Genomic DNA, 22,417 nt, shown 5'->3' on the forward strand with positions numbered 1-22,417 from the left:
TCGATTTTTCCGGAGATGGGGCATGGCGCAGCAGGCTCGGTGGGTGGCAGTGGTCTGCCTGGTGCTGGCCATGGCGCTGTGGGGCAGCTCGTTCATCGCCCTCAAGTTCGCTTTCCGCGAGGTGCCGTCGATGTGGGTGATCTTCGCCCGCATGGCCCTCGGCAGCCTGGTGTTCCTGCTGGCCTGGCGCTGGCGGGGGAGGGCTGAACCCCGGCGCGGCGACTGGAAGTACTTCCTGGCCCTGGGCGCCTGCGAGCCCTGCCTCTATTTCATCTTCGAAGCCCTGGCGCTGGAGCACACCAGCGCCTCCCAGGCGGGGATGATCACGGCGCTGTTGCCGCTGCTGGTGGCGGTGGGGGCCTACCTGTTCCTCCAGGAGCGCATCACCCGCACCACCCTGGCCGGCTTCCTGCTGGCGGTGCTCGGCGCGGTGTGGCTGAGCCTGGCCAGCGAGTCGGACGCCCATGCCCGCGCGCCCCTGCTGGGCAACTTCTACGAATTCCTCGCGATGCTCTGCGCCACCGGCTACACGCTGCTGCTCAAGCACCTGTCGTCGCGCTACTCGGCCTTCCACCTGACGGCCTTGCAGGCGTTCATCGGGGCCGGGTTCTTCCTGCCGGTGGCGCTGCTGGGCGAGCCCTTGCCCGCCGTCATCAGCCCGCTGGCGCTGGGGTCGATGGTCTACCTCGGCATCGTGGTCACCGTCGGCGCCTATGGCCTCTACAATTTCGGCGTGGGGCGCCTGCCGGCCAGCCAGGCCACCGGCTTCATCAACCTGATCCCGGTGTTCACCCTGATCTTCGCCATGCTGCTGCTGGACGAACGCCTCAGCCCTGCCCAGTTCTGCGCCGCTGCCCTGGTATTCGCCGGGGTGGCCCTCAGCCAGTGGCGCAGCGCCCCGCCGGCCCCGGCCGGCATCCTCGATTGAGTACACACCATGCCCGCTGATTTCCGCCGTTGGACCCGCGACGCCATCCGCCTCATCGAGGCCGACTTCCAGCGCAGCGCCGATACCCACCTGATCCCCCTCGCGCTGCCGGGCTTCCCGGGTGTCGACCTGTATTTCAAGGACGAGTCCAGCCACCCCACCGGCAGCCTCAAGCACCGCCTGGCCCGTTCGCTGTTCCTCTATGCGCTGTGCAACGGCTGGCTGAAACCGGGGGCGCCGGTGATCGAGGCCTCCAGCGGCTCTACGGCGGTGTCCGAGGCCTACTTCGCGCGCCTGCTGGGGCTGCCGTTCATCGCCGTGATGCCGGCCAGCACTTCCCCGGAGAAGATCGCCCAGATCGCCTTCTATGGCGGCCGCAGCCACCTGGTGAGCGACCCGACGCAGATCTATGCCGAGTCCGAACGACTGGCGCGGGAGAGCGGCGGCCACTTCATGGACCAGTTCACCTACGCCGAGCGCGCCACCGACTGGCGGGCGAACAACAACATCGCCGAGTCGATCTTCCAGCAGATGCGCCACGAGCCGCACCCGGAGCCGAGCTGGCTGGTGTCCAGCCCCGGCACGGGCGGCACCCTGGCCACCCTCGGGCGCTACGTGCGCTACCGCCAGCACCCGACCCGGGTGCTGTGTGCCGACGCCGAGCGTTCGGTGTTCTTCGATGCCTACGTGAGTGGCGACCGCAACCTGACCCTGGGCTGCGGGTCGCGCATTGAGGGCATTGGCCGGCCTCGGGTCGAGGCGTCTTTCCTGCCCCAGGTGATCGATGCGATGGCCAAGGTGCCGGATGCGCTGTCCCTGGCGGCCATGCACTACCTGGCGCAGCGTCTGGGACGGCGGGTCGGTGGCTCCAGCGGGACCAACCTGGTGGGGGCCTTGCGGGTGGCCGCAGACATGGCGGCCAAGGGCGAGCAGGGCTCGGTGGTGGCGATCCTCTGCGACGGCGGCGAGCGCTACGCGACCACCTACTACGATCCGGCCTGGCTGGCGAGCCAGGGGTTCGACCTCGAACCCCTGGTCGCGCAGATCGCCGCCTGCGCCGAGCAGGGCGCGCCCCTGCCGGATTCGCTGGCGGTGGCCGGGCTCTGACAGGCTGTTGAAACGCATACGGCGCTGCCGTGGCGCCGTGTGCGTCATTCAACGGCGTGCCGGGCCTCGCCCCCTCGCCAGGCGAGGGCCACATCCAGCATGCGGTGGGCGAAGGCCCACTCGTTGTCATACCAGGCGAGCACCTTCACCAGCTCGTCCTGCACCCGCGTCTGGGTCAGGTCGGCGACGCAGGACACCGGGTAGCCGTTGAAGTCCACCGACACCAGCGGCAGCTCGTTGCAGCTCATCACCCCCTCCGGCATGCGGAAGGCGCCTTCGCGCAGCGCGGCGTTGACCGCCTCGCGGGTGGTGGGGCGCTCGGCGATGAAGCTCAGGTCCACCAGCGAGACGTTGGGGGTCGGCACCCTGACCGCCAGGCCGTCGAGGCGCCCGGCCAGCTCCGGTAGCACCAGGCCGATGGCCCGTGCCGCGCCGGTGCTGGTGGGAATCATCGAGAGGGCGGCGGCCCGCGCGCGGTAGAGGTCGTCGTGGGTCTTGTCCAGCAGGTTCTGGTCGTTGGTGTAGGCGTGCACCGTGGTCACCAGGCCGCTGCGGATGCCCACGGCGGCATGCAGCACCTTGGCCAGGGGCGCCAGGCAGTTGGTGGTGCAGGAGGCGTTGGAGACGATGCGTTGGTCGCCCAGCTGGTCGTGGTTGACCCCGTACACCACCGTCAGGTCGGCGCTGTCCAGCGGGTGGGAGAGCAGCACGTGGGAGGCCCCGGCGGCCAGGTGCCGTTCCACCTGTTCGCGCTTCTTCATCCGCCCCGAGCATTCCAGCACCAGGTCCACCCCCAGGTCCGCCCAGGGCAGGTTGCCGGGTTCCGGCTCGGCCAGCAGGCGGATCGCCTGGGTGCCGACGTGCAGGTGGTCCTGGCGCAGTTCGAGGGGGCCGGCGAAGCGGCCGAAGGTGGAGTCGAAGCGGGTGAGGTGGGCGAGGGTGGCGAAATCGCCGAGGTCGTTGATGGCTTCGATCCGCACCTGCTGGTCGAGGCCCCGTTCGAACACGGCGCGGACAATGGCCCGGCCGATGCGTCCATACCCGTTCAATGCGATGCGCAGCATGACGTTCTCCTTCTTGCGTGTCCTGCCTGCAAGCTTAGGAGGTCATCGGCGAACGGGGGCCGCTCCGGCCCGGGGAACGGGCCGAGGCGGGGGAGGGAAACAACGGTTCAGTCGTTGCGGGCGCCGCCGAAAGCGGCACAGCCGCGCAGGGTCTTGCCGTCCAGGCGCAGTTCGGCGGAGAGGTGCTCGACGGCGCCGCTCATGCTGTCGACGCAGCGTTTCGGGGCGATCCACAGCTCCACCCGGCGGCCGTTGGCTTCGCTGGTGAGGTTGAAGCGGCCGTCGGGCAGTTGTTCTTCCATGTAGGGAATGGCCAGCGGCGGCTGCTCCGGCTGTTCCAGCACCAGGCCGGCGTTGCTGACGTTGACGTTCCAGGACGGCTCGTTGCCGCTGGCACGCAGCAGCAGGCGGCGGAAGTTCGGGTCGTCGCAGCCATGGCCCTCGCGCTGCAGGCGGTACAGGCGGCGCACGTCCAGCTGGCCATCGGCACCGGCCTTGCTCGCACCCAGCTGGCCGCCGAGGTCGGCGAACAGCGGGCCCGGCCCGTCGTCCAGGAGGGTGGCGGCTTCCTGCAGGATGCCGGTGGCGCCCACGTCGGTAATCACGAAGCGGCGCTGCTCCTGGCAGGGGCGGAACACCAGGCGTCCATCGCTGGCCTCCAGTTCGCCCTGCATCCGCTGCTGCGGGAGTTGCGGCGCCTTCTCCGGGCCGGTGAACACCTGGCAGCCGGCGAACAGGGGGATCAGACTGAACAGCAGGGGACGAACGATGCGCATGGGGGCCTCCTTGGGAAGCGGCCACGTTACCGGGGCGCCTCGGCGAGCTCAAGGGCGAGGAGGACGGATGATCCAGTGCAAGCGGGTTTATGAACCCTGGGATGAAGGCGATGGCCAGCGGGTGCTGGTGGACCGGCTGTGGCCGCGCGGATGCCGCAAGGAAGCACTGGGGCTGGCGCTCTGGCAGAAGGCGGTGGCGCCTTCGGATGCGTTGCGCCGCGACTTCTGCCACGACCCCGAGCGCTTCGATGAATTCCGCCTGCGCTACCGGGGCGAGCTGGTGGCCCATCCGGAGCACTGGCAGGGGTTGCTGCAGATGGCGCGGGAAGGGACGCTGACCCTGCTCTACGCCGCCCGTGACGAACAGGCCAACAACGCCCGGGTGCTGGCCGAGTTCCTCGAGGAGGAGCTGGACCGCGAAGGGCCGTCCAGCTCCCCGGTGTGCTACGCCGGCGAGGTGTAGCGGCTTACCAGACGCGGTACACCTGGCCGGTCTGGCCGCCTTCGGCGCTCTTGGCATAGGCCAGGGCTGCGACGGCTGCCGGCACGGCCTTGAAGCCGCGGAAGAACGGGCCGTAGGACGGCAGGGCTTCTTCGATCACCGTGGGGCTGACGCTGTTGATGCGCAGGCCGCGGGGCAGTTCGATGGCGGCGCTTTTCACGAAGCTGTCGATGGCGCCGTTGACCATGCTGGCCGAGGCGCCGGCGCGGATCGGGTCGTCGCTCAGCACCCCGGAGGTGAGGGTGAAGGAGCCGCCGTCGTTGATGAACTCACGGCCGATCAGCACCAGGTTCACCTGGCCCATCAGCTTGTCCGCCAGGCCCTTGGCGAATTCCGCTTCGCCCATTTCCGCCAGGGCGCCGAAGTGCACCTTGCCGGTGGCGCTGATCAGCGCGTCGAAGTGGCCGGTCTGTTCGAACAGGCGGCGGATCGAGGCAGCATCGCGGATGTCCACCTGGAAGTCGCCGCTGCTGTGGCCGACGCGGACGATCTCGTGGCGCTCCTTGAGCTCGTTGTCGATGGCTTGACCGATGGTGCCGCTGGCGCCGATGAGAAGGATCTTCATGAAGGGATTCCTGTGGCTGAGGGATGACGGAATCCAGTGTAGAGTCGCTTTTGTTTCCGATAAGCGGGGTAATCGGAAACCTTGGGTTTTCATTTGGAAACAGTGAGGGGCGCGTGAGCGAACTCGACGACCTGGCGGCGTTCGCCGTCTTGCTGGAAGCGGGCAGCTTTACCCGCGCGGCCGAACGGCTGGGGTGCAGCAAGGGGCAGTTGTCCAAGCGCATCCGTCATCTGGAGGAGGGGCTGGGCACGACGCTGTTGCACCGCACCACCCGGCGCCTGGATCTGACGGCGGCCGGCGCCGCGCTGTTACCCCAGGCCCGCGCCCTGGTGGCCCAGGCGGAGGTGGCACGGCAGGCGGTGAAGCGCCTGCAGGAGGAAGTGTCCGGTCGGGTGCGGATCAGCGTGCCGGTCTCCCTGGGGGAGACCTTCTTCGATGCGCTGCTGCTGGACTTCACCCGCCAGTACCCGGCGGTGCGGGTGGAGCTGGACCTGAGCAATGCCTACCGCGACCTGATTGCCGAGGGCTTCGACCTGGGCGTGCGCAGCGGCCCGCATCAGGACGAGCGGCTGGTGGCCCGGCCGCTGTTCTCCCTGGAGGAGATCACCTGCGCCGCCCCGGACTACCTGGCCCGCCACGGTGAACCCCATGCCCCGGCGGAGCTGGCCGGCCACCAGTGCCTGCTGAACACCCACTACGCCGGCTACGAGGAGTGGCTCTACCACCGCCAGCACCAGCTGGAGCGGGTGCAGGTGGCGGGCAACCTCGCCAGCAACCACTACAGCCTGCTGAAGAAGGCCGCCCTGGCCGGCGCCGGCATCGCCCGGCTGCCGTCCTACATGCTGCACGACGAACTGGCGGATGGCCGCCTGGTGTGGCTGCTGCGTGGGTACCGTACCCGGCAGTCGCCGGTGTTCCTCGTGCATCCCTACCAGAGCGGCCTGCCCCGCCGTACCCAGGTGCTGGTGGACTACCTGCTGGACTGGTTCGAGCGCAGCCGCCAGGCCCTCGACCGGCTGGAGCTCGGGGCGTAGGGCGGAGTCATCTGCAATGCCATGGGCGCAGGCTCGGTGGGAGCTGCCCCGGTGTGATGCGCTTCGTGCCCCAGCACATCCTACGAGCCGACGTCACCCGTAGGATGGGCTGAGCTGTGCGAAGCCCATCGTGTCCAGGCGATTACCGGCTAAACGCTGCAGGGTGGACCGCGTTTCATCGGTCCACCGTTGTGCGCCCAGCCAGGCATCGATGGTGGATGGGAAGAGCGCCATCCCGCTACAACCCCGTGATGCGCTTCGTGCCTCAGCGCATCCTACGAGCCGACGTCACCCGTAGGATGGGCTGAGCTGTGCGAAGCCCATCGTTTCCAGGCGATTGCCGGCTAAACGCCGCAGGGTGGACCGCGCTTCGTCGGTCCACCGTCGTGCGCCCAGCCAGGCTCCGGGGCTCTGGCGACACAAACGAAAACGGCCCCTTCCGGGGCCGTTGTCGTGTCGCTGCGGGATCAGCCGCCGAGGTACGCGTCGCGCACCTTGGGGTCGGTCAGCAGGGCTTCACCGGTGCCCTGCATGACGATCCGTCCGTTCTCCAGCACGTAGCCGCGATCCGCCAGCTTGAGCGCCTGGTTGGCGTTCTGCTCGACGAGGAACACGGTCACGCCATCACGGCGCAGCTGTTCGATGATGTCGAAGATCTGCTGGATGATGATCGGCGCCAGGCCCAGGGACGGCTCGTCCAGCAGCAGCAGCTGGGGCTTGCTCATCAGCGCGCGGCCGATGGCGAGCATCTGCTGTTCGCCGCCGGACATGGTGCCGGCGCGCTGGGCATAGCGTTCCTTGAGGCGCGGGAACAGGTGCAGGATCTTGTCCAGCTGCTCCTGGTAGTCACCCTTGGGCGTGAAGAAACCGCCCATGGCCAGGTTCTCCTCGACGGTCAGGCGGGCGAACACACGGCGGCCTTCCGGCACCACCGCGATGCTCTTGCGCATGATGTCGCTGGACTCCTGGCCCACCAGCTCCTCGCCGAGGTAGCGGATGCTGCCGCTGGCCGCACGCGGCGAGCCGCAGAGGGTCATCAGCAGGGTGGACTTGCCGGCACCGTTGGCACCGATCAGGGTGACGATCTCGCCACGGCTGACTTCCATGCTGACGTCGTGCAGCGCCTGGACCTTGCCGTAGAAGGTGGAAACCTTGTCGAAACTCAGCATGACTCAGGCCTCCCCCAGATAGGCTTTGATCACATCCGGGTTGCTGCGGATCTGCTCCGGCGTACCGTCGGCCAGGGGCGTGCCCTGGTTGATCACGTAGATGTGGTCGGAAATGCTCATCACCAGGTGCATGTCGTGCTCGATCAGCAGCACGGTGACGTTGTGCTCGTTGCGCAGCAGGGCGATCAGCGCCTTCAGGTCCTCGGTCTCGCGCGGGTTCAGGCCGGCGGCGGGCTCGTCGAGCATGAGGATGCGCGGGCGCGTCATCATGCAGCGGGCGATCTCCAGCCGGCGCTGCTGGCCGTAGGCGAGGGTGCCGGCGGGGCGGTTGGCCACGTCGGTGAGGTTGACCTGCTCCAGCCAGTGCGCCGCCAGGTCCATGGCCTCGCGTTCGCTCTTGCGGAAGCCCGGGGTCTTGAACAGCCCGGCCAGGAAGTTGGTGTTGAGGTGGCGGTGCTGGGCGACCAGCAGGTTCTCCACCGCCGTCATTTCCTTGAACAGGCGGACGTTCTGGAAGGTGCGGACCACGCCCTTGCGGGCGATCTTGTGGCCCGGCAGGCCGGCGATCTGCTCGCCGTCCAGCAGGATGCTGCCCCCGGTCGGCTGGTAGAAGCCGGTGAGGCAGTTGAACACGGTGGTCTTGCCGGCGCCGTTGGGGCCGATCATCGAGACCACCTGCTTTTCTTTGACGTTCAGGGCCACACCATTGACGGCCAGCAGGCCGCCGAAGCGCATGGAGAGGCCGCTTACTTCGAGGATGGTGCGGCTCATTGCTTCAGCTCCAGGTGGGGACGCTGCATGGGCAGGAGGCCCTGCGGACGCCAGATCATCATCAGCACCATCAGGGCGCCGAACATCAGCATGCGGTACTCGTTGAATTCACGGGCGAGTTCCGGCAGCAGGATCATCACCACCGCAGCGAGGATCACCCCCAGCTGCGAGCCCATGCCGCCCAGCACCACGATGGCGAGGATGATCGCCGACTCGATGAAGGTGAAGGACTCAGGGGTCACCAGGCCCTGGCGCGCGGCGAAGAAGCTGCCGGCGAAACCGGCGAAGCAGGCGCCCAGGGTAAAGGCCGAGAGCTTGATCACGGTGGGGTTCATCCCCAGCGCGCGGCAGGCGATCTCGTCTTCGCGCAGCGCTTCCCAGGCGCGGCCGATGGGCATGCGCAGGAGGCGGTTGATCACGAACAGGGTCAGCAGCACCAGCAGCAGCGCCACCAGGTAGAGGAACACCACCTTGTACTGGGAGTTGTAGGCAATCCCGAAGTACTCGTGGAAGGTCTGCATGCCCTCGGCCGCGCGACGCTCGAAGGTGAGGCCGAACAGGCTGGGCTTCTCGATGTTGCTGATGCCGTTGGGGCCGCCGGTGATCTCTGTGAGGTTGCGCAGCAGGATGCGGATGATCTCGCCGAAGCCGAGGGTCACGATGGCCAGGTAGTCACCGCGCAGGCGCAACACCGGGAAGCCCAGCAGGAAGCCGAACAGCGCGGCCATCATGCCGGCGATCGGCAGGCACACCCAGAAGCCCAGGCCGTAGTAGTGCGACAGCAGCGCATAGCTGTAGGCGCCCACGGCGTAGAAGCCGACATAGCCCAGGTCCAGCAGGCCGGCGAGGCCGACCACGATGTTCAGGCCGAGGCCGAGCATCACGTAGATCAGGATCAGCGTGGCGATGTCCACCGCACCGCGCGAGCCGAAGAACGGCCAGGCGAGGGCGACCACGATCAGGCCGAGGATGATCCAGCGCTGGGTGGAGGGCAGGGTGAGGAAGTTGGTGGCCTTGTCCGACAGCTTCGGCCGACTCGGGGCCTTGCTCCAGGCTTCGGTCAGCTGGTTGCGGAACAGCTGCCAGACGAACATGGCGATGGCACAGCCGGCGATGGTCCAGAGCACGGCGGGGCTGCCGCCCTGCACCTGCAGGCTGATGCCCACGGTGGTGAGCTTCAGGCCCAGCACCGGGTAGGCGACCGCGACGACCAGCAGGGCGCTGAAGAGGGCGGTCTTGAGGTTCTTGGCGGTGTTCATACCTTCTCCACCTCCGGGCGACCGAGGATGCCGGTGGGGCGGAACAGCAGGACCAGGACCAGCAGGCTGAAGGACACCACGTCCTTGTACTGGTCACCGAACACATCGGCGCCGAAGGCTTCGGCCACGCCGAGCACCAGGCCGCCGAGCATGGCGCCGGGGATGCTGCCGATGCCGCCGAGTACCGCGGCGGTGAAGGCCTTGATGCCGGCGAGGAAGCCCAGGTGCGGGTTGATCACGCCGTACTGCATGCCCAGCAGCACTGCGGCGATGGCAGCCAGGGTGGCGCCGATGACGAAGGTGAGGGCGATGATGTTGTTGGTGTTGATCCCCAGCAGGTTGGCCATCTTGATGTCCTCGGCGCAGGCGCGGCAGGCGCGGCCCAGGCGGGAACGGGAGATGAACTGGGTGAGGCCGAACATGACCAGGAAGGTGACGACGAAGATCAGCACCTGCATGTACGAGATGGTGACCCCGTTCATGGTGCTTTCGCCGAACACGAAGTTGCCCGGCAGCAGGTTCGGGATCGCCTTGTCCTTGGAGTCCTGGGCGAGCAGGACTTCGTTCTGCAGGAAGATCGACATGCCGATGGCGGAGATCAGCGGGATCAGGCGGTTGCTGCCGCGCAGCGGCCGGTAGGCCACCCGTTCGATGCTGTAGCCATAGGCGCTGGCGACGATGATGCTGGCGCTGAAGGCCGCCACCATCAGGAGAGGCAGGCTGTCGAGACCGAGCATGGTGAGCCCGGCAATGGCGATGAAGGCTACGTACGAGCCGATCATGTAAACCTCGCCGTGGGCGAAGTTGATCATGCCGATGATGCCGTAGACCATGGTGTAGCCGATGGCGATCAGGGCATAGGTGCTGCCAACGGTCAGGCCGTTAACCAGCTGTTGCAGGTAGTGATAGAGATCAGGCATTCCCCAACTCCTCGGGCATCACGTAAAGCGGCGCTTGTGGCGCAGCGGAGCCCGTAAAACTCGGATAAACAAAGCCCACTGCGGATGCAGTGGGCTCTGGGCTTAAGGCGGGAAGCTTATTTGGCTTCGGTCTTGGTGCCGTCCTTGTGCCACTCGTACACCACGAAGCTGAAGTCCTTCAGATCGCCCTTCTTGTCGAAGGAGAGGGTGCCGGTCGGGGTTTCGAAAGTGTTGGAGCGCAGGGCTTCAGCCACCTTGGCGGTGTCGTCGCCAGCCTTCTTGATGCCTTCGGCAATGACTTGCACGGCGGCGTAGGCCGGGAACACGAACGGACCGGTGGGGTCTTCGTTCTTGGCCTTGAAGGCCTCTACCAGGGCCTGGTTCTTCGGATCCTGGTCGAAGGACTTCGGCAGGGTCACCAGCAGGCCTTCGGAAGCCGGGCCGGCGATGGCGGAGATTTCCTTGTTGCCGACACCTTCCGGACCCATGAAGCGAGCGCTCAGGCCTTTTTCGGAAGCCTGGCGCAGCAGCAGGCCCAGCTCGGGGTGGTAGCCGCCGTAGTAGACGAAGTCGACATTGGCTTGCTTCAGCTTGGCGATCAGGGCGGAGAAGTCCTTGTCGCCGGCGTTGATGCCTTCGAACAGGGCCACCTTGCCGCCCTTGGCTTCCAGGGTCTGCTTCACGGCCGTGGCGATGCCTTCGCCGTACTGCTGCTTGTCGTGGATGACGGCGACGTTTTTCGGCTTGATGTGGTCAGCGATGAAGTTGCCGGCGGTCGGGCCTTGCAGGCTGTCCAGGCCGATGGTGCGGAACACCAGCTGGTAGCCACGGGCGGTGATCTCGGGGCTGGTGGAGGCCGCGGTGATCATCAGGATGCCTTCGTCTTCGTAGATGTCGGACGCAGGCTGGGTGGAGCTGGAGCACAGGTGGCCAACGACGTACTTCACGCCATCGTTGACGATCTTGTTGGCTACGGCGACCGCTTGCTTCGGATCGCACGCGTCGTCGTAGACCACGCCTTCGAGTTGAGCGCCGTTCACCCCGCCGGCCTTGTTGATCTGCTCGATCGCCATCTTGGCGCCGATGAACTGCATTTCACCGTACTGGGCGACCGCACCGGTCACCGGGCCGGCCAGGGCGATCTTGATGGTGTCGGCCGCTACGGAGTAGCTGGCGGCACCGGCGAGGGCCATGGCGGCGAACAGTTTGGAAAGCTGCTTGGTAGCCTTGTTCATAGTGCTCCACTCGTATGTTTATCGTTGTTGTTGTCCTGGTTGCCTGAAAGCAGAGGACAGGGTCCTTTTTGTCACCCCGCCGAGTCCTGCGGCAACTGTACCGGTACAGTGTAGAGTGCCGATTTGCGGCTTGAAAAGCCGACAGGAGGGTGCGGAATGTTCCTATGTCGCCTAATCGCAACAAACGTATAGAAATACGGCGTGCCCTGAAGGACGCAGGAAGCGTCTGGCTGCACTTGTGAACAAGATGACGGGCGTTGGTTATCATTGCCCGCCCTGCAACCGTTACTTTCCCACTCAGAGCAAGCCATGAACGAATCCTCAAGCACCCTCTATGCCAAGCTGCTCGGCGAAACCGCCGCCATCACCTGGGAGGAGCTGCAGCCCTTCTTCGCCCGTGGGCAACTGCTCTGGGTCGAGGGTCAGGAGGATCTGGTCGGCGTCGCCCTGGCCGTGGCCGAGGACGACAAGCCCCAGGTCGCAGCGTTGCTGCAGGCCGGCAAGCTGGAGCGCGTGGAAGAGGCCCGGGCACGCGACCTGCTGGAGCGTGATCCCACCCTCTGGGCCGTGGTGGTGGCGCCCTGGGTGCTGGTGCAGGAACGCCTGGAGGCACCGGCCCGTCACTGAGGGCTGCGGCCTGCCGGCAAAGGCCGTCTAGACTCCTTCCACCCCGATCGTCTCTCAAGGAGCTTCACCATGTTCGAACCCGGCCACCTGCACCGTGCCAGCATTCCCGGGCTGCCCAACCAGCCGGAGTTCTCCATCGACCTCTATTACGAGGTCCGGCGTGATGCGGAGGAAGGCACCATGCTGCACTTCCGCATGGTGGGCGTGATCAATGGCGTGAGCTTCGAGGAAACCTTCGAGCTGCACCGGGACACCGCCTTCAACTTCGCCAGCGTCGCCACCCGCATTGCCAACAAGCACGGGCTGCACACCAGCGTCGGGCCGATCGTGCACAACCACCAGGAGTTCGATGCGATGTTCGAGGACATCCGTCAGAAGCTGGGGGCGGAACCCGGCGAGCCGGTGAACCTGGATCACCTGCAGAAGGACGGCCTCTGACCCATATCGGTGCGCACTCCTGGTGCGCACCGTTACCTTTCGCACCGTTGAGGTGCATTTTTCCTGCTGGGTGACACACCGATTTCCGGGGCGGTGCACGGCCTGGGCAGCCGGTTAAGATAGGCGCTTCCGCCCGACTGGAGCTCAGCATGTCGTTACCCCGCATCGCCTTCGCCGGCATCGGCCTCATGGGCCTGCCGATGACCCGCCGCCTGCTGGCCGCCGGCTTCCCCCTCACGGTCTGGAACCGGACTCCCGACAAATGCACACCCCTGCTGGAGCTCGGTGCACGCCGTGCCGAAACCCCGGCCGAGCTGTGTGCCGATGCCGACATCCTCATGCTCTGCCTGGCCGACACGGCCGTGGTGCGTGAGGTGGTGTTCGGGCCGGGGGGCGTGGTGGAAGGGGCGCGGGCTGGGCAGGTGCTGGTGGACTTCTCCAGCCTCGAACCGGCGGCGACCCGCGAGATGGCCGCCGAACTGGAGCGACGCACCGGCGTGCACTGGATCGATGCACCGGTTTCCGGTGGCACCCCGGGTGCCGAGGCCGGCACCCTGGCGATCATGGCCGGTGGCCGCGAGGAGGATGTGGAGCGGGTGCGCCCCGTGCTCGCGCACCTGGGGCAGCGTCTGACGCGCATGGGCGAGGTCGGTGCCGGCCAGGTGACCAAGGTCTGCAACCAGATGATCGTCGCCTGCAATGCCCTGGTGATTGCCGAGGTGGTGGCCCTGGCGGAAAAGGCCGGGGTCGATGCCAGTCTGCTGGCGCCGGCACTGGCCGGCGGCTTCGCCGACTCGCGGCCCTTGCAGATCCTGGCGCCGCAGATGGCCGAAAGCTGCTTCGAGCCGGTCAAATGGCATGTCCGCACCCTGCTCAAGGACCTCGACACCGCCACCCGCCTGTCCCGCGAGGAGGGCAGCGCCACCCCCATGAGCGGGCTCGCCGCGCAGCTCATGCGCCTGCATGGCAGCCAGGGCAACCTGGAGCGCGACCCCGCGACCCTGATCGAACTCTACCGAGAGGAGCACCCATGAAGGTTTCCGCCAACCTGTCGCTGCTGTTCACCGAGCTGCCCCTGATCGAACGCATCGGCGCTGCCGCCGAGGCGGGTTTCGACGGCGTGGAGATCCAGTTCCCCTACGAGCTGCCTGCCGGCGAGCTGAAGGCCGCCCTGGACCAGGCCGGCCTGCCGCTGGTGCTCATCAACCTGCCCGCCGGCGATCTGATGCAGGGCGGCGCCGGGCTGGCTGCCGTGCCGGCCCAGCAGGACGCCTTCGACGCCGCCCTGCGCCATGCCTACACCTACGCCGCGCTGGTGCAGCCGCAGTGCGTCAACGTACTGCCCGGGCGCCTGGCCAATGGCGTGTCGCGACCCGAGGCGCTGGCCACGCTGGTGGCCAACCTGCGCAAGGCTGCCGACACCTTCCACCCGCTGGGCATCCAGGTGCTGGCCGAGGCGATCAACCCCTTCGACATGCCGGGCTTCCTCATCAACACCCCCGAGCAGTTGCTGGAGCTGGTGCGCTCGGTGGAAAGCCCCAACTTCGCCGCCCAGCTGGACCTCTATCACCTGGCCCGCCAGCAACTGGACCCGGTGGCGGCCATCCGCCTGCTGGGCGACGCCATCGGCCATGTGCAGTTCGCCGACCACCCCGGACGCGGCGCCCCTGGCAGTGGTGAGCTGGATTTCGCCCCGGCGCTCGCCGCCCTGGCCGAGGTGGGATACGCCGGCTGGTTGGGCGCTGAGTATCGCCCCGGCGGGCCGACCCGCGACGGGCTCGACTGGTTGCCGCGCTTCAAGGCCGCGTGACCGAATGGGCCGGCCTCAGGCGAAGTTGAGGGCCGGCCCCTCGCCCCACTCCTCCAGCAGCGGACGCAGGTCCGCCAGCAATCGGGGGCGACTCAGCAGGTAGCCCTGGATGAAGTCGCAGCCCAGCCCGCGCAGCAACTCCAGCTGCGCCTCGCTTTCCACCCCTTCGGCCACCACCTGCAGGCGCAGGGTATGGGCCATGCCGATGATGGCCTGGACGATCTCCATGTCCGCGTGGGCGTGGGGCAGGTCCTGGATGAAGCAGCGGTCGATCTTCAGCGTGTCCAGCGGCAGGCGCTTGAGGTAGGCCAGGGACGAATAGCCGGTGCCGAAGTCGTCGATGGAGACGGCCACCCCCTGGTCGCGGATGCGATGCAGTAGGGTCAGGGCCTGGTTGATGTTGCTCATCAGCGCGTTCTCGGTCACCTCCAGTTCCAGCCGGTTGGCGGCCAGCCCCGACAAGGCCAGGGCCTCGGCCACGCGGTCGGCCAGTTCGTCCTGGCACAGGTTCAGGGCCGAGCAGTTGACCGCCACCCGCAGGCCGTCGTGCCCCAGCTCTGCCAGCTCGCGGCAGGCACGGCGCAGCACCCAGGCGTCCAGCTCGGTGATGAAGCCGTTGGCCTCGGCAATGCCGACGAACCGGTCCGGCGTCAGCAGGCCATGCTGCGGATGACGCCAGCGCACCAGGGCCTCCAGCTTGCCCAGGCGGTTGCCGGCCAGGGCGAGGATGGGCTGGTAATGCAGCTCCAGCTCACGGTCTTCGGCCAGGGCGCGGCGCAGCTCTTCCTCCAGCTGCAACTCGACGGTGGCCTTGTGCTTCAGGTGGCGGCTGAAGAAGTGCAGGTTGTTGCGGCCGCTGCCCTTGGATTGGTACAGCGCCAGGTCCGCGTGCTTGAGCAGTTCCTCGCAGCTCTCGCCGTCCTCGGGGAACAGGCTGATGCCGATGCTGGTGGTCATCACCATCTTCCGTCCGGCCAGCTCGATGGGCTCCTTGAGCGCCTGCATCACCCGCTGGGCCAGCACCCGTGCCTCTTCCGGGCGGTGCAGGCCGGCGAGGATGCAGAACTCGTCGCCGCCCAGCCGGGCGATCAGGTCCTCGTCCCGCAGCATCGCTGCGATGCGCTCGGCCACGGCCTTGAGCAGGGCATCGCCGGCATCGTGGCCGAGGCTGTCGTTGATCCGCTTGAAGTGGTCGATGTCGAGGAACATCACCGCCAGCGACTGCCGGGTGCGGCCATGGATCGCCAGCCGCTCGGCGAACACCTCGTTGAAGGCCCGGCGGTTGGGCAGGTTGGTCAGCGGGTCGACATGGGCGACTTTCTGCAACACCGCCTTGGCCTGGTCCAGTTGCTTGAGCAGGCTGCCGACGCGCTCCAGGTCCTGGTCGCGGCGCTGCAACTGGCGATCGGCCCAGGCGGCGCCGAGGCCGAAGAACAGGCTGAGGAAGGCGATCAGCCCGACGCTCACGGCCATCGCCAGGTTCTGCGCGGGGGGCTGCAGGTGCAGTTCGGTGCCGGGGGACACGGTCAGCTCCAGCGCCCACATGCCGGTGAAGTGCATGGAAACGATGGCCCCGCCCATCACCAGGCTGGCCGGGATGCGCAGGCGGTGGTTGAGGCTGTCGTCGCGGCCGCGGAAGAACACCGCCAGCATCAGCGCCACCAGGCTGGTGACCACGGCCACGTCGATGGAGAGCATGAACAGCTCGGGGCGGTAGGTCTGGGTGGCTTCCGAGCGGATCGCCGCCATGCCGGTGTAATGCATGCAGGCGATGCCCAGGCCCAGGGTCAGCGAGCCGGCCAGGTAGTGCCGGGGACCCAGTTGCGGATGGCCCAGGGTGCGCATCGTCGCCAGGGAGACGCCGATCACCACCAGCAGGGAGAGGGCGGTCACCAGGGCGTTGTAATGCAGCACCACCGGCGCTTCGAAGGCGAGCATGGCGATGAAGTGCATGGACCAGATGCCGCCGCCCAGGCACAGCGCGCCGATCCAGTACCAGCGTCGTCGGGCTGCCGGGTCGGCCACGTTGGCCACGCGCTCGCCCATGCTCAGCGCGGTGTAGGCGGCGGCGCTGGCCACCAGGAAGGCCAGCAGCACCAGCCAGCCGTTGTGGGTGCAGTCCAGCAGGCGCACCTGTCCCTCGGGGAGTTCGTTGCTGATGCGCAACCCGAGCCATTCCATTGCCTGTTGCCTCCGCGACGGGGCGTGCCGATCCGTTTGAGTATCGGCCAGCCCCATCCACCCGCCACGGCTGCCCGGCGCCGTACGACGAGTGGTCGGGGGAGGGCGCCATCGTTCGCCATAACCAGCGCGAATGTTCGCAGACAGCCGCAAGGCGAGCCTCTAGATTCGGCCTTACAAGCCCGGCAGGCGGTCTGCCGGGTCACCAACAACAAAGAGACCGACCCATGCAGCCTTCCCCGCAAGCGGCCAATGCCTGGCGCGTGCTGTTCCTGTTGTTCCTGGCCAACCTGTTCAACTTCTTCGATCGCACCATCCCCGCGATCATCATCGAGCCGGTGCGCCACGAATGGAGCCTGAGCGACTTCCAGCTGGGGCTGATCGGCACCGCCTTCACCCTGGTCTACGCCGTGGCCGGCCTGCCCCTCGGGCGCATGGCCGACACCGGCTCGCGGAAGAAGATCATGGGCTGGGGCCTGGCGGTGTGGAGCGGGCTGACGGCGGTGAACGCCCTGGCGTGGAACTTCTGGAGCTTCCTGCTGATCCGCATGGGGATCGGCATCGGCGAAGCCAGTTATGCCCCGGCGGCCAACTCGCTGATCGGCGACCTGTTCCCGCCGAACAAGCGCGCCCGCGCCATGGGCCTGTTCATGCTCGGCCTGCCGCTGGGGCTGCTGCTGGCCTTCTTTACCATCGGTGCGATGGTGCAGGCCTTCGGCAGCTGGCGGGCGCCCTTCGTCATCGCGGCGATTCCGGGGCTGATCCTCGCGGTGTTCATGTTCTTCATCAAGGAGCCGCAGCGCGGCGCCGCCGACAACCGCACCCAGGACCAGACGCCGCTGGACCGCCCGCTGCGCCGGGTGCTGTCGATCCGCACCTTCTGGTGGCTGACCCTGGCGGGGCTGACCTTCAACTTCGCCACCTACGCCTGCAACTCCTTCATGGTGCCGATGCTGCAGCGCTACTTCCTGATGTCCCTGCAGGGGGCTGCCGTCGCCACCGGCATCATCGCCGGCCTCACCGGGCTGGTCGGCCTGACCCTGGGCGGCTGGCTGGCGGACAAGGCCCACGAGAAGTCCGAACGTGGCCGCCTGCTGCTGGCCACCGGCAGCCTGCTGGTGGCGACCCTGGCCACCGGCTTCGCGCTGTTCTCCGGGCGCATCGAGGTGGGGGTGTTCGTGGGCGTGTTCAGCATCGGCTGGCTGTTCGCCTACACCTTCTACACCTGCGTCTACACCGCCATTCAGGACGTGGTGGAGCCGCGCCTGCGGGCCACAGCCATGGCGCTGTTCTTCGCCGGTCTCTACCTGCTGGGCGGTGGCCTGGGGCCGGTGGTGGTGGGGCTGCTGTCGGACCACTTCGCCCATGCGGCGATGTACGCCGCCGGTGCCAGCGAGATGACCGAGGCCTTCAAGGCCGTGGGCCTGCACGATGCCATGTACCTGATCCCGGTGGCCCTGGGGCTGACCACCCTGGCCCTGTTCCAGGCAGCGCGCTGCTTCGGGCAGGACGCCCGGCGCATGCGCGCAGGGCAGCAGCCGGCGGCGCAGGCCGCGCTGGCCTGATGCCGCAGAAACGAAAAAGCGCGCCGAGGCGCGCTTTTTCGTGGGCGGGGTTTGCTTAGCCGGCGACCAGTACCCGGATGGACTCCAGCCGCAGCGCGGCCTTCTCCATCAGCGCCAGGCCCTCTTCGCGCTGACGGCGCAGGGCCTCGATCTCGCTGTCGCGGACGCTGGGGTTGACCGCCTTGAGCGCTTCCAGGCGCGCCAGTTCTTCCTCCAGCTCGGCCGCGAGGCGCTTGGTGGCCTCGGCCACGCGGGCGTCGTGGCGCGGGCGGATCTTGGTCTCGGCAACCTGGATCTGCGCCGCGAGCACGTCGCGCTGGGCCTGGACGAACTTGTTGGCACTGCCGCGCGGCACGCTTTCCAGCTGGTCGTTGAGGGTGTCGAAGGCCACCTTGGAGGCCAGGTCGTTGCCGTTGGCGTCCAGCAGGCAGCGCAGCGCGGCCGGCGGCAGGAAGCGGCTCAGCTGCAGGCTGCGCGGCGCCACCACCTCGCTCACGTAGAGCAGCTCCAGCAGCACGGTGCCGGGCTTGAGGGCCTTGTTCTTGATCAGCGCGACGGCGGTGTTGCCCATGGAGCCGGACAGCACCAGGTCCATGCCGCCCTGGACCATGGGGTGCTCCCAGGTGAGGAACTGCATGTCCTCGCGGGACAGGGCCTGGTTGCGGTCGTAGGTGATGGTCACGCCTTCGTCGTCGCCCAGGGGGAAGCCGGCGTCGAGCATCTTCTCGCCGGGCTTGAGCACCAGGGCGTTCTCGGAGTGGTCCTCACTGTCGATGCCGAAGGCGTCGAGCAGGGACTCCATGTAGATCGGCAGGGCGAACTCGTCGTCCTGCTCGAGGATGGCCTCGACCAGCGCACGGCCTTCGCCGCCGCCGTTGGAGTTCAGCTCCAGCAGGCGGTCGCGGCCGGAATGCATTTCGCTTTCCAGGCGCTTGCGCTCGGCTTCGGCTTCGCTCAGCAGCGCACCCCAGGTGTCTTCGTCGGCGTCTTCCAGCAGCGGCAGCAGGCGCGGGCCGAACTGGTGCTGCAGGGCGTTGCCGGTGGGGCAGGTGGCGAGGAAGGCGTTCAGCGCGCGGTCGTACCACTGGAACAGGCGCTCCTGGGGGCTGTTCTCCAGGTAGGGCACGTGCAGCTGGATGGTGTGCTTCTGGCCGATCCGGTCGAGGCGGCCGATGCGCTGTTCCAGCAGGTCCGGGTGGGCCGGCAGGTCGAACAGCACCAGGTGGTGGGCGAACTGGAAGTTGCGGCCTTCGGAGCCGATCTCGGAGCAGATCAGCACCTGGGCGCCGAATTCCTCGTCGGCGAAGTAGGCCGCGGCGCGGTCGCGCTCGAGGATGCTCATGCCTTCGTGGAACACGGTGGCGGGGATGCCGGAGCGCACACGCAGGGCGTCTTCCAGGTCGAGGGCGGTCTCGGCATGGGCGCAGATCACCAGCACCTTGAACTTCTTCAGCATCTTCAGGGTGTCGATCAGCCACTCGACACGGGGGTCGAAGCGCCACCAGCGCTCGCTGTCGTCGACCTCGCCCTGCTGGGCCTGGAAGCTGACCTCGGGGTACAGGTCCGGATGGTCGCCCACCGGCAGCTCCATGTATTCGCTGGGGTTGGGCAGCGGGTAGGGGTGCAGCTGGCGCTCGGGGAAGCCCTGGACGGCGGCACGGGTGTTGCGGAACAGCAGGCGGCCGGTGCCGTGGCGGTCCAGCAGCTCGCGCACCAGGCGCGCGGAGGCGTCGCTGTCGCCCTCGGCGACGGCGGCCAGCAGGGTTTCGCCTTCGCTGCCGAGGAAGTTGGCGATGGTGGCCCGCGCTTCTGCGGACAGGCGGCCCTCGTCCAGCAGCTCCTGCACCGCTTCGGCGATGGGGCGGTAGTGGGCGCTCTCGGCACGGAAGGCTTCCAGGTCATGGAAGCGGTTGCGGTCCAGCAGGCGCAGGCGCGCGAAGTGGCTTTCCTGGCCCAGTTGCTCCGGGGTCGCGGTCAGCAGCAGGACGCCGGGGATGACCTCGGCCAGTTGCTCCACCAGGCGGTACTCGTCGCTGGCGTGCTCGGGGTGCCAGACCAGGTGGTGGGCTTCGTCCACCACCAGCAGGTCCCAGCCGGCGGCGAAGGCGGCATCCTGGGCGCGCTCGCTGTCCTTCAGCCATTCCAGGGACACCAGGGCGAGCTGGGCATCCTCGAAGGGGTTGCTGGCATCGCTCTCGGCGAAGCGCTCGGCATCGAACAGCGCGACCTGCAGGTTGAAGCGGCGGCGCATCTCCACCAGCCATTGGTGCTGGAGGTTCTCCGGGACCAGGATCAGCACCCGGCTGGCGCGCCCGGAGAGCAGCTGGCGGTGGATCACCAGGCCGGCCTCGATGGTCTTGCCCAGGCCCACTTCGTCGGCCAGCAGGACGCGAGGCGCGATGCGGTCGGCCACTTCGCGGGCGATGTGCAGCTGGTGGGCGATGGGCTGGGCGCGGGCGCCGGACAGGCCCCACAGCGAGGATTGCAGCAGGCGGCTCTGGTGTTGCAGGGTGTGGTAGCGCAGGCCGAACCAGTTCAGCGGGTCGATCTGCCCGGCGAACAGGCGGTCGCTGGCCAGGCGGAACTGGATGAAGTTGGACAGCTGCGTTTCCGGCAGGGTGCGGGCTTCGTTCTGGGCCGTGATGCCGTGGTAGACCAGCAGGCCGTCGACGTCGTCGACTTCCTGCACGGTGAGCTTCCAGCCCTCGAAGTGGGTGATCTCGTCACCCGGAGCGAAGCGCACGCGGGTCAGCGGGGCGTTGCGCAGGGCATACTGGCGCGTCTCGCCGGTCGCCGGGTAGAGCACGGTGAGCAGCCGCCCGTCGGATGTCAGGATGGTTCCGAGGCCCAGTTCAGCCTCGCTGTCACTGATCCAGCGTTGCCCCGGTTCATACTGCTGCGCCATGCGTGTCTCCCGCCATGCAAAAAAGCCGGCTAGTTTAGCGGAACGCGTGGCCAAGAGCGACGGAACTTGCGTTCCCGTTTGCGGTAGAAGTGTAGCGAGGCCGCTAAAGGTGTGGCCTGTGTTGCCGACAGGTTGAATGACAGAGGGTCTGACCATGTTGCCGCCGATCCCCCACAGCCTGGTTCCCGTGACCGCCCAGCAGGACGTGGCCAAGCCACGCCCCGACATTCCCCCCGTGGCGCCAGCCCAGGAAAGCCAGCACGAAAGCGAAGTGGGGCTGGACCGCCGCCACCCGCAGGAAGCCGAGGAGATGCTCCGCGAGGAGCAGCGCCGCCGCCAGCGCCGGGGCTACACCCCCGAGCAACTGGCCGAGGGCGAGGTGAAGCCGGCGGACGAGGAGGTGATCGACACCCTCCCGCGTCAGGGCCTCTGGGTGGACGTCGAGGTCTGACGTCGTGGGAGAATGCGTCCCCCTGTTTGCGCAATCGGTCATCCCATGAGCCTGTTCGACGACCTGCCCCTTGAGCTGCCGGACGCCTGCCTGCGCCACGAGCGCCACTGGCTGGCGGTGGAGGAAGCCGACGAATGGCTGGCCGGGTTGCTGGCGGAGACGCCCTGGGAGCAGCCGGTTGTGCACCTGCACGGCCAGGACTACCGGGTGCCCCGGCATGTGGCCTGGTACGGAGACCCCGAAGCGAGCTACCGCTATTCCGGCCTGGTGCATCGCCCGCTGCCCTGGACGCCCCTGCTGGCGAAAATCCGCCAGCGCGTGCAGGAAGACGTGGGGCAGCCCTTCAACGGCGTGCTGCTGAACCTCTACCGGGACGGCCAGGACTCCATGGGCTGGCACAGCGACGACGAGCCGGAACTGGGGCCCAATCCCACCGTGGCGTCGGTGAACCTCGGCGGCACCCGGCGCTTCGACCTGCGCCGCAAGGGCAGCGGGCGCATCGAGCACTCGCTGGAGCTGGCACACGGTGCGCTGCTGGTCATGAGCGGGCCGACGCAGCATCATTGGCAACACCAGGTGGCCAAGACCCGAGCCGCCTGCCAGCCACGTCTCAACCTCACCTTCCGCTGGATCCGCCCATGAGCAATGACGACAAGCTGATCGATTTCGGCGCCGAGCGCGACAAGCGCATCCATGACCTGCACGAGAAACGGCTGGTGGACATGCGCCAGGCCTTCGAAAAGGTGCTGCCGCTGGGCAAGGCGAAGAAGAACCGCAGCAAACCGAAGAAGCGCTGAACGCTAACCTGAACGGCCCGTCATGGGCTGCGGTCAGAGTGTCGCCCGGTGCCAGCTGGGATATTTTCGACGGACGAAAAAAAGGGCGACCGAAGTCGCCCGAGGTGCCTTGCGTGCCTGTGTACCTGGAGAACTCGACTTACGCTTTCTTGTCGCGCTTGTGAGAGTCCTTCCAGATGAAGTATCCGACGCCACCGAAGAAGGCGAGCATCAGGCCAACAGTGCCGATACCGGCTAGAACCACAACATCGACGAACATAAGGGCCTCCTGCGTCTGGCGTCTTGTTTCGATGGGTCAAAGGTAGACCCGGGC

The 22,417-nt window shown here is 67.5% G+C and carries 23 protein-coding genes; 12 read left to right on the forward strand and 11 right to left on the reverse strand.

Translation table 11 applies throughout. From position 1 onward, the window contains the following. The first annotated feature begins 22 nt into the window (after positions 1–22). Positions 23–928 carry a DMT family transporter gene (locus tag PotMrB4_RS07365; RefSeq protein ID WP_172432906.1) on the forward strand — a complete coding sequence of 302 codons (906 nt, stop codon included), beginning with the start codon at positions 23–25 and terminating at the stop codon, positions 926–928. A 9-nt stretch (positions 929–937) separates the two neighbouring features. Then, complete coding sequence (locus tag PotMrB4_RS07370; RefSeq protein WP_142011442.1) at positions 938–2,035, forward strand: PLP-dependent cysteine synthase family protein; 1,098 nt, start codon at positions 938–940, stop codon at positions 2,033–2,035. Positions 2,036–2,079: 44 nt separating this feature from the next. On the opposite strand, the gene gap is transcribed toward PotMrB4_RS07370, so the two are convergent. Together gap and PotMrB4_RS07380 are read right to left on the reverse strand one after the other, a co-directional pair. Next, complete coding sequence (gene gap, locus PotMrB4_RS07375) at positions 2,080–3,099, reverse strand: type I glyceraldehyde-3-phosphate dehydrogenase (RefSeq protein WP_172432907.1); 1,020 nt, start codon at positions 3,097–3,099, stop codon at positions 2,080–2,082. 107 nt (positions 3,100–3,206) lie between these two features. Continuing rightward, complete coding sequence (locus tag PotMrB4_RS07380) at positions 3,207–3,875, reverse strand: COG3650 family protein (protein WP_142011436.1); 669 nt, start codon at positions 3,873–3,875, stop codon at positions 3,207–3,209. A gap of 67 nt (positions 3,876–3,942) precedes the next feature. Between PotMrB4_RS07380 and PotMrB4_RS07385 the strand changes: the two genes are divergently transcribed. Further along, positions 3,943–4,338, forward strand: a complete 396-nt coding sequence (locus PotMrB4_RS07385) for a DUF488 domain-containing protein (RefSeq protein WP_172432908.1) — start codon at positions 3,943–3,945, stop codon at positions 4,336–4,338. A 4-nt stretch (positions 4,339–4,342) separates the two neighbouring features. Here PotMrB4_RS07385 and PotMrB4_RS07390 read toward each other — a convergent pair whose 3' ends face one another. Next, the gene (locus tag PotMrB4_RS07390) at positions 4,343–4,942 is read right to left on the reverse strand and encodes a short chain dehydrogenase (RefSeq protein WP_172432909.1); all 600 of its coding nucleotides are present in this window, start codon (positions 4,940–4,942) and stop codon (positions 4,343–4,345) included. Positions 4,943–5,055: 113 nt separating this feature from the next. Here PotMrB4_RS07390 and PotMrB4_RS07395 point away from each other — a divergent pair, with 113 nt between their 5' ends. Next, positions 5,056–5,976: a LysR family transcriptional regulator gene (locus tag PotMrB4_RS07395; RefSeq protein ID WP_172432910.1), complete on the forward strand. Its 921-nt coding sequence runs from the start codon at positions 5,056–5,058 to the stop codon at positions 5,974–5,976. A 467-nt stretch (positions 5,977–6,443) separates the two neighbouring features. On the opposite strand, the gene PotMrB4_RS07400 is transcribed toward PotMrB4_RS07395, so the two are convergent. The 5 genes from PotMrB4_RS07400 to PotMrB4_RS07420 form a co-directional block, all read right to left on the reverse strand. Further along, a complete protein-coding gene (locus PotMrB4_RS07400; protein WP_044413400.1) occupies positions 6,444–7,145 on the reverse strand; it encodes an ABC transporter ATP-binding protein in 702 nt (233 codons plus the stop codon). Between the two features lie 3 nt (positions 7,146–7,148). After that, positions 7,149–7,916, reverse strand: a complete 768-nt coding sequence (gene livG / locus PotMrB4_RS07405) for a high-affinity branched-chain amino acid ABC transporter ATP-binding protein LivG (protein ID WP_074969155.1) — start codon at positions 7,914–7,916, stop codon at positions 7,149–7,151. Continuing rightward, complete coding sequence (locus tag PotMrB4_RS07410; protein ID WP_172432911.1) at positions 7,913–9,175, reverse strand: high-affinity branched-chain amino acid ABC transporter permease LivM; 1,263 nt, start codon at positions 9,173–9,175, stop codon at positions 7,913–7,915. Before PotMrB4_RS07410 ends, livG begins: the two co-directional genes overlap by 4 nt. Next, positions 9,172–10,095: a high-affinity branched-chain amino acid ABC transporter permease LivH gene (gene livH / locus PotMrB4_RS07415; RefSeq protein ID WP_044413408.1), complete on the reverse strand. Its 924-nt coding sequence runs from the start codon at positions 10,093–10,095 to the stop codon at positions 9,172–9,174. Before livH ends, PotMrB4_RS07410 begins: the two co-directional genes overlap by 4 nt. Positions 10,096–10,211: 116 nt before the next feature. Continuing rightward, a complete protein-coding gene (locus PotMrB4_RS07420) occupies positions 10,212–11,330 on the reverse strand; it encodes a branched-chain amino acid ABC transporter substrate-binding protein (RefSeq protein WP_172432912.1) in 1,119 nt (372 codons plus the stop codon). Between the two features lie 309 nt (positions 11,331–11,639). Here PotMrB4_RS07420 and PotMrB4_RS07425 point away from each other — a divergent pair, with 309 nt between their 5' ends. From PotMrB4_RS07425 to PotMrB4_RS07440, 4 genes are all read left to right on the forward strand, one after another. Continuing rightward, positions 11,640–11,957 carry a DUF2288 domain-containing protein gene (locus tag PotMrB4_RS07425; protein WP_044413413.1) on the forward strand — a complete coding sequence of 106 codons (318 nt, stop codon included), beginning with the start codon at positions 11,640–11,642 and terminating at the stop codon, positions 11,955–11,957. A gap of 69 nt (positions 11,958–12,026) precedes the next feature. Beyond that, a complete protein-coding gene (locus tag PotMrB4_RS07430) occupies positions 12,027–12,395 on the forward strand; it encodes a DUF5064 family protein (protein WP_044413417.1) in 369 nt (122 codons plus the stop codon). A gap of 149 nt (positions 12,396–12,544) precedes the next feature. Next, positions 12,545–13,429: an NAD(P)-dependent oxidoreductase gene (locus PotMrB4_RS07435; RefSeq protein WP_172432913.1), complete on the forward strand. Its 885-nt coding sequence runs from the start codon at positions 12,545–12,547 to the stop codon at positions 13,427–13,429. Then, entirely contained in the window at positions 13,426–14,205 is a 780-nt protein-coding gene (locus PotMrB4_RS07440) for a hydroxypyruvate isomerase family protein (protein ID WP_160481324.1), read from the forward strand. The genes PotMrB4_RS07435 and PotMrB4_RS07440 overlap by 4 nt, the downstream gene beginning before the upstream one ends. A gap of 15 nt (positions 14,206–14,220) precedes the next feature. Here PotMrB4_RS07440 and PotMrB4_RS07445 read toward each other — a convergent pair whose 3' ends face one another. Further along, positions 14,221–16,386 (reverse strand): putative bifunctional diguanylate cyclase/phosphodiesterase, encoded by a 2,166-nt coding sequence (locus tag PotMrB4_RS07445; RefSeq protein ID WP_172432914.1) that lies wholly within the window; start codon positions 16,384–16,386, stop codon positions 14,221–14,223. Positions 16,387–16,613: 227 nt separating this feature from the next. Between PotMrB4_RS07445 and PotMrB4_RS07450 the strand changes: the two genes are divergently transcribed. Then, entirely contained in the window at positions 16,614–17,951 is a 1,338-nt protein-coding gene (locus PotMrB4_RS07450) for a spinster family MFS transporter (protein WP_142011411.1), read from the forward strand. A gap of 55 nt (positions 17,952–18,006) precedes the next feature. On the opposite strand, the gene rapA is transcribed toward PotMrB4_RS07450, so the two are convergent. Next, the gene (gene rapA / locus PotMrB4_RS07455) at positions 18,007–20,856 is read right to left on the reverse strand and encodes an RNA polymerase-associated protein RapA (RefSeq protein WP_044413428.1); all 2,850 of its coding nucleotides are present in this window, start codon (positions 20,854–20,856) and stop codon (positions 18,007–18,009) included. 154 nt (positions 20,857–21,010) lie between these two features. Between rapA and PotMrB4_RS07460 the strand changes: the two genes are divergently transcribed. From PotMrB4_RS07460 to PotMrB4_RS07470, 3 genes are read left to right on the forward strand one after another with little or no spacing between them, the layout of a single operon-like run. Then, positions 21,011–21,307 (forward strand): aspartate-semialdehyde dehydrogenase, encoded by a 297-nt coding sequence (locus PotMrB4_RS07460; protein WP_074969141.1) that lies wholly within the window; start codon positions 21,011–21,013, stop codon positions 21,305–21,307. Positions 21,308–21,352: 45 nt separating this feature from the next. Beyond that, entirely contained in the window at positions 21,353–21,949 is a 597-nt protein-coding gene (locus PotMrB4_RS07465) for an alpha-ketoglutarate-dependent dioxygenase AlkB family protein (RefSeq protein WP_172432915.1), read from the forward strand. Further along, positions 21,946–22,104: a hypothetical protein gene (locus tag PotMrB4_RS07470; protein WP_172432916.1), complete on the forward strand. Its 159-nt coding sequence runs from the start codon at positions 21,946–21,948 to the stop codon at positions 22,102–22,104. The genes PotMrB4_RS07465 and PotMrB4_RS07470 overlap by 4 nt, the downstream gene beginning before the upstream one ends. A gap of 139 nt (positions 22,105–22,243) precedes the next feature. Here PotMrB4_RS07470 and ccoM read toward each other — a convergent pair whose 3' ends face one another. Next, complete coding sequence (gene ccoM, locus PotMrB4_RS28450; RefSeq protein ID WP_044413434.1) at positions 22,244–22,363, reverse strand: cytochrome c oxidase subunit CcoM; 120 nt, start codon at positions 22,361–22,363, stop codon at positions 22,244–22,246. Positions 22,364–22,417: the final 54 nt, after the last annotated feature.

This window comes from Metapseudomonas otitidis, assembly GCF_011397855.1.
Lineage (GTDB): Bacteria > Pseudomonadota > Gammaproteobacteria > Pseudomonadales > Pseudomonadaceae > Metapseudomonas > Metapseudomonas otitidis.

Coding starts and splice junctions, on each gene's coding strand:
- PotMrB4_RS07365 (WP_172432906.1), top strand. CDS start 23: ATGGCGCAGCAGGCTCGGTGGGTGGCAGTGGTCTGCCTGGTGCTGGCC.
- PotMrB4_RS07370 (WP_142011442.1), top strand. CDS start 938: ATGCCCGCTGATTTCCGCCGTTGGACCCGCGACGCCATCCGCCTCATC.
- gap (WP_172432907.1), bottom strand. CDS start 3,099: ATGCTGCGCATCGCATTGAACGGGTATGGACGCATCGGCCGGGCCATT.
- PotMrB4_RS07380 (WP_142011436.1), bottom strand. CDS start 3,875: ATGCGCATCGTTCGTCCCCTGCTGTTCAGTCTGATCCCCCTGTTCGCC.
- PotMrB4_RS07385 (WP_172432908.1), top strand. CDS start 3,943: ATGATCCAGTGCAAGCGGGTTTATGAACCCTGGGATGAAGGCGATGGC.
- PotMrB4_RS07390 (WP_172432909.1), bottom strand. CDS start 4,942: ATGAAGATCCTTCTCATCGGCGCCAGCGGCACCATCGGTCAAGCCATC.
- PotMrB4_RS07400 (WP_044413400.1), bottom strand. CDS start 7,145: ATGCTGAGTTTCGACAAGGTTTCCACCTTCTACGGCAAGGTCCAGGCG.
- livG (WP_074969155.1), bottom strand. CDS start 7,916: ATGAGCCGCACCATCCTCGAAGTAAGCGGCCTCTCCATGCGCTTCGGC.
- PotMrB4_RS07410 (WP_172432911.1), bottom strand. CDS start 9,175: ATGAACACCGCCAAGAACCTCAAGACCGCCCTCTTCAGCGCCCTGCTG.
- livH (WP_044413408.1), bottom strand. CDS start 10,095: ATGCCTGATCTCTATCACTACCTGCAACAGCTGGTTAACGGCCTGACC.
- PotMrB4_RS07420 (WP_172432912.1), bottom strand. CDS start 11,330: ATGAACAAGGCTACCAAGCAGCTTTCCAAACTGTTCGCCGCCATGGCC.
- PotMrB4_RS07425 (WP_044413413.1), top strand. CDS start 11,640: ATGAACGAATCCTCAAGCACCCTCTATGCCAAGCTGCTCGGCGAAACC.
- PotMrB4_RS07430 (WP_044413417.1), top strand. CDS start 12,027: ATGTTCGAACCCGGCCACCTGCACCGTGCCAGCATTCCCGGGCTGCCC.
- PotMrB4_RS07435 (WP_172432913.1), top strand. CDS start 12,545: ATGTCGTTACCCCGCATCGCCTTCGCCGGCATCGGCCTCATGGGCCTG.
- PotMrB4_RS07440 (WP_160481324.1), top strand. CDS start 13,426: ATGAAGGTTTCCGCCAACCTGTCGCTGCTGTTCACCGAGCTGCCCCTG.
- PotMrB4_RS07445 (WP_172432914.1), bottom strand. CDS start 16,386: ATGGAATGGCTCGGGTTGCGCATCAGCAACGAACTCCCCGAGGGACAG.
- PotMrB4_RS07450 (WP_142011411.1), top strand. CDS start 16,614: ATGCAGCCTTCCCCGCAAGCGGCCAATGCCTGGCGCGTGCTGTTCCTG.
- rapA (WP_044413428.1), bottom strand. CDS start 20,856: ATGGCGCAGCAGTATGAACCGGGGCAACGCTGGATCAGTGACAGCGAG.
- PotMrB4_RS07460 (WP_074969141.1), top strand. CDS start 21,011: ATGTTGCCGCCGATCCCCCACAGCCTGGTTCCCGTGACCGCCCAGCAG.
- PotMrB4_RS07465 (WP_172432915.1), top strand. CDS start 21,353: ATGAGCCTGTTCGACGACCTGCCCCTTGAGCTGCCGGACGCCTGCCTG.
- PotMrB4_RS07470 (WP_172432916.1), top strand. CDS start 21,946: ATGAGCAATGACGACAAGCTGATCGATTTCGGCGCCGAGCGCGACAAG.
- ccoM (WP_044413434.1), bottom strand. CDS start 22,363: ATGTTCGTCGATGTTGTGGTTCTAGCCGGTATCGGCACTGTTGGCCTG.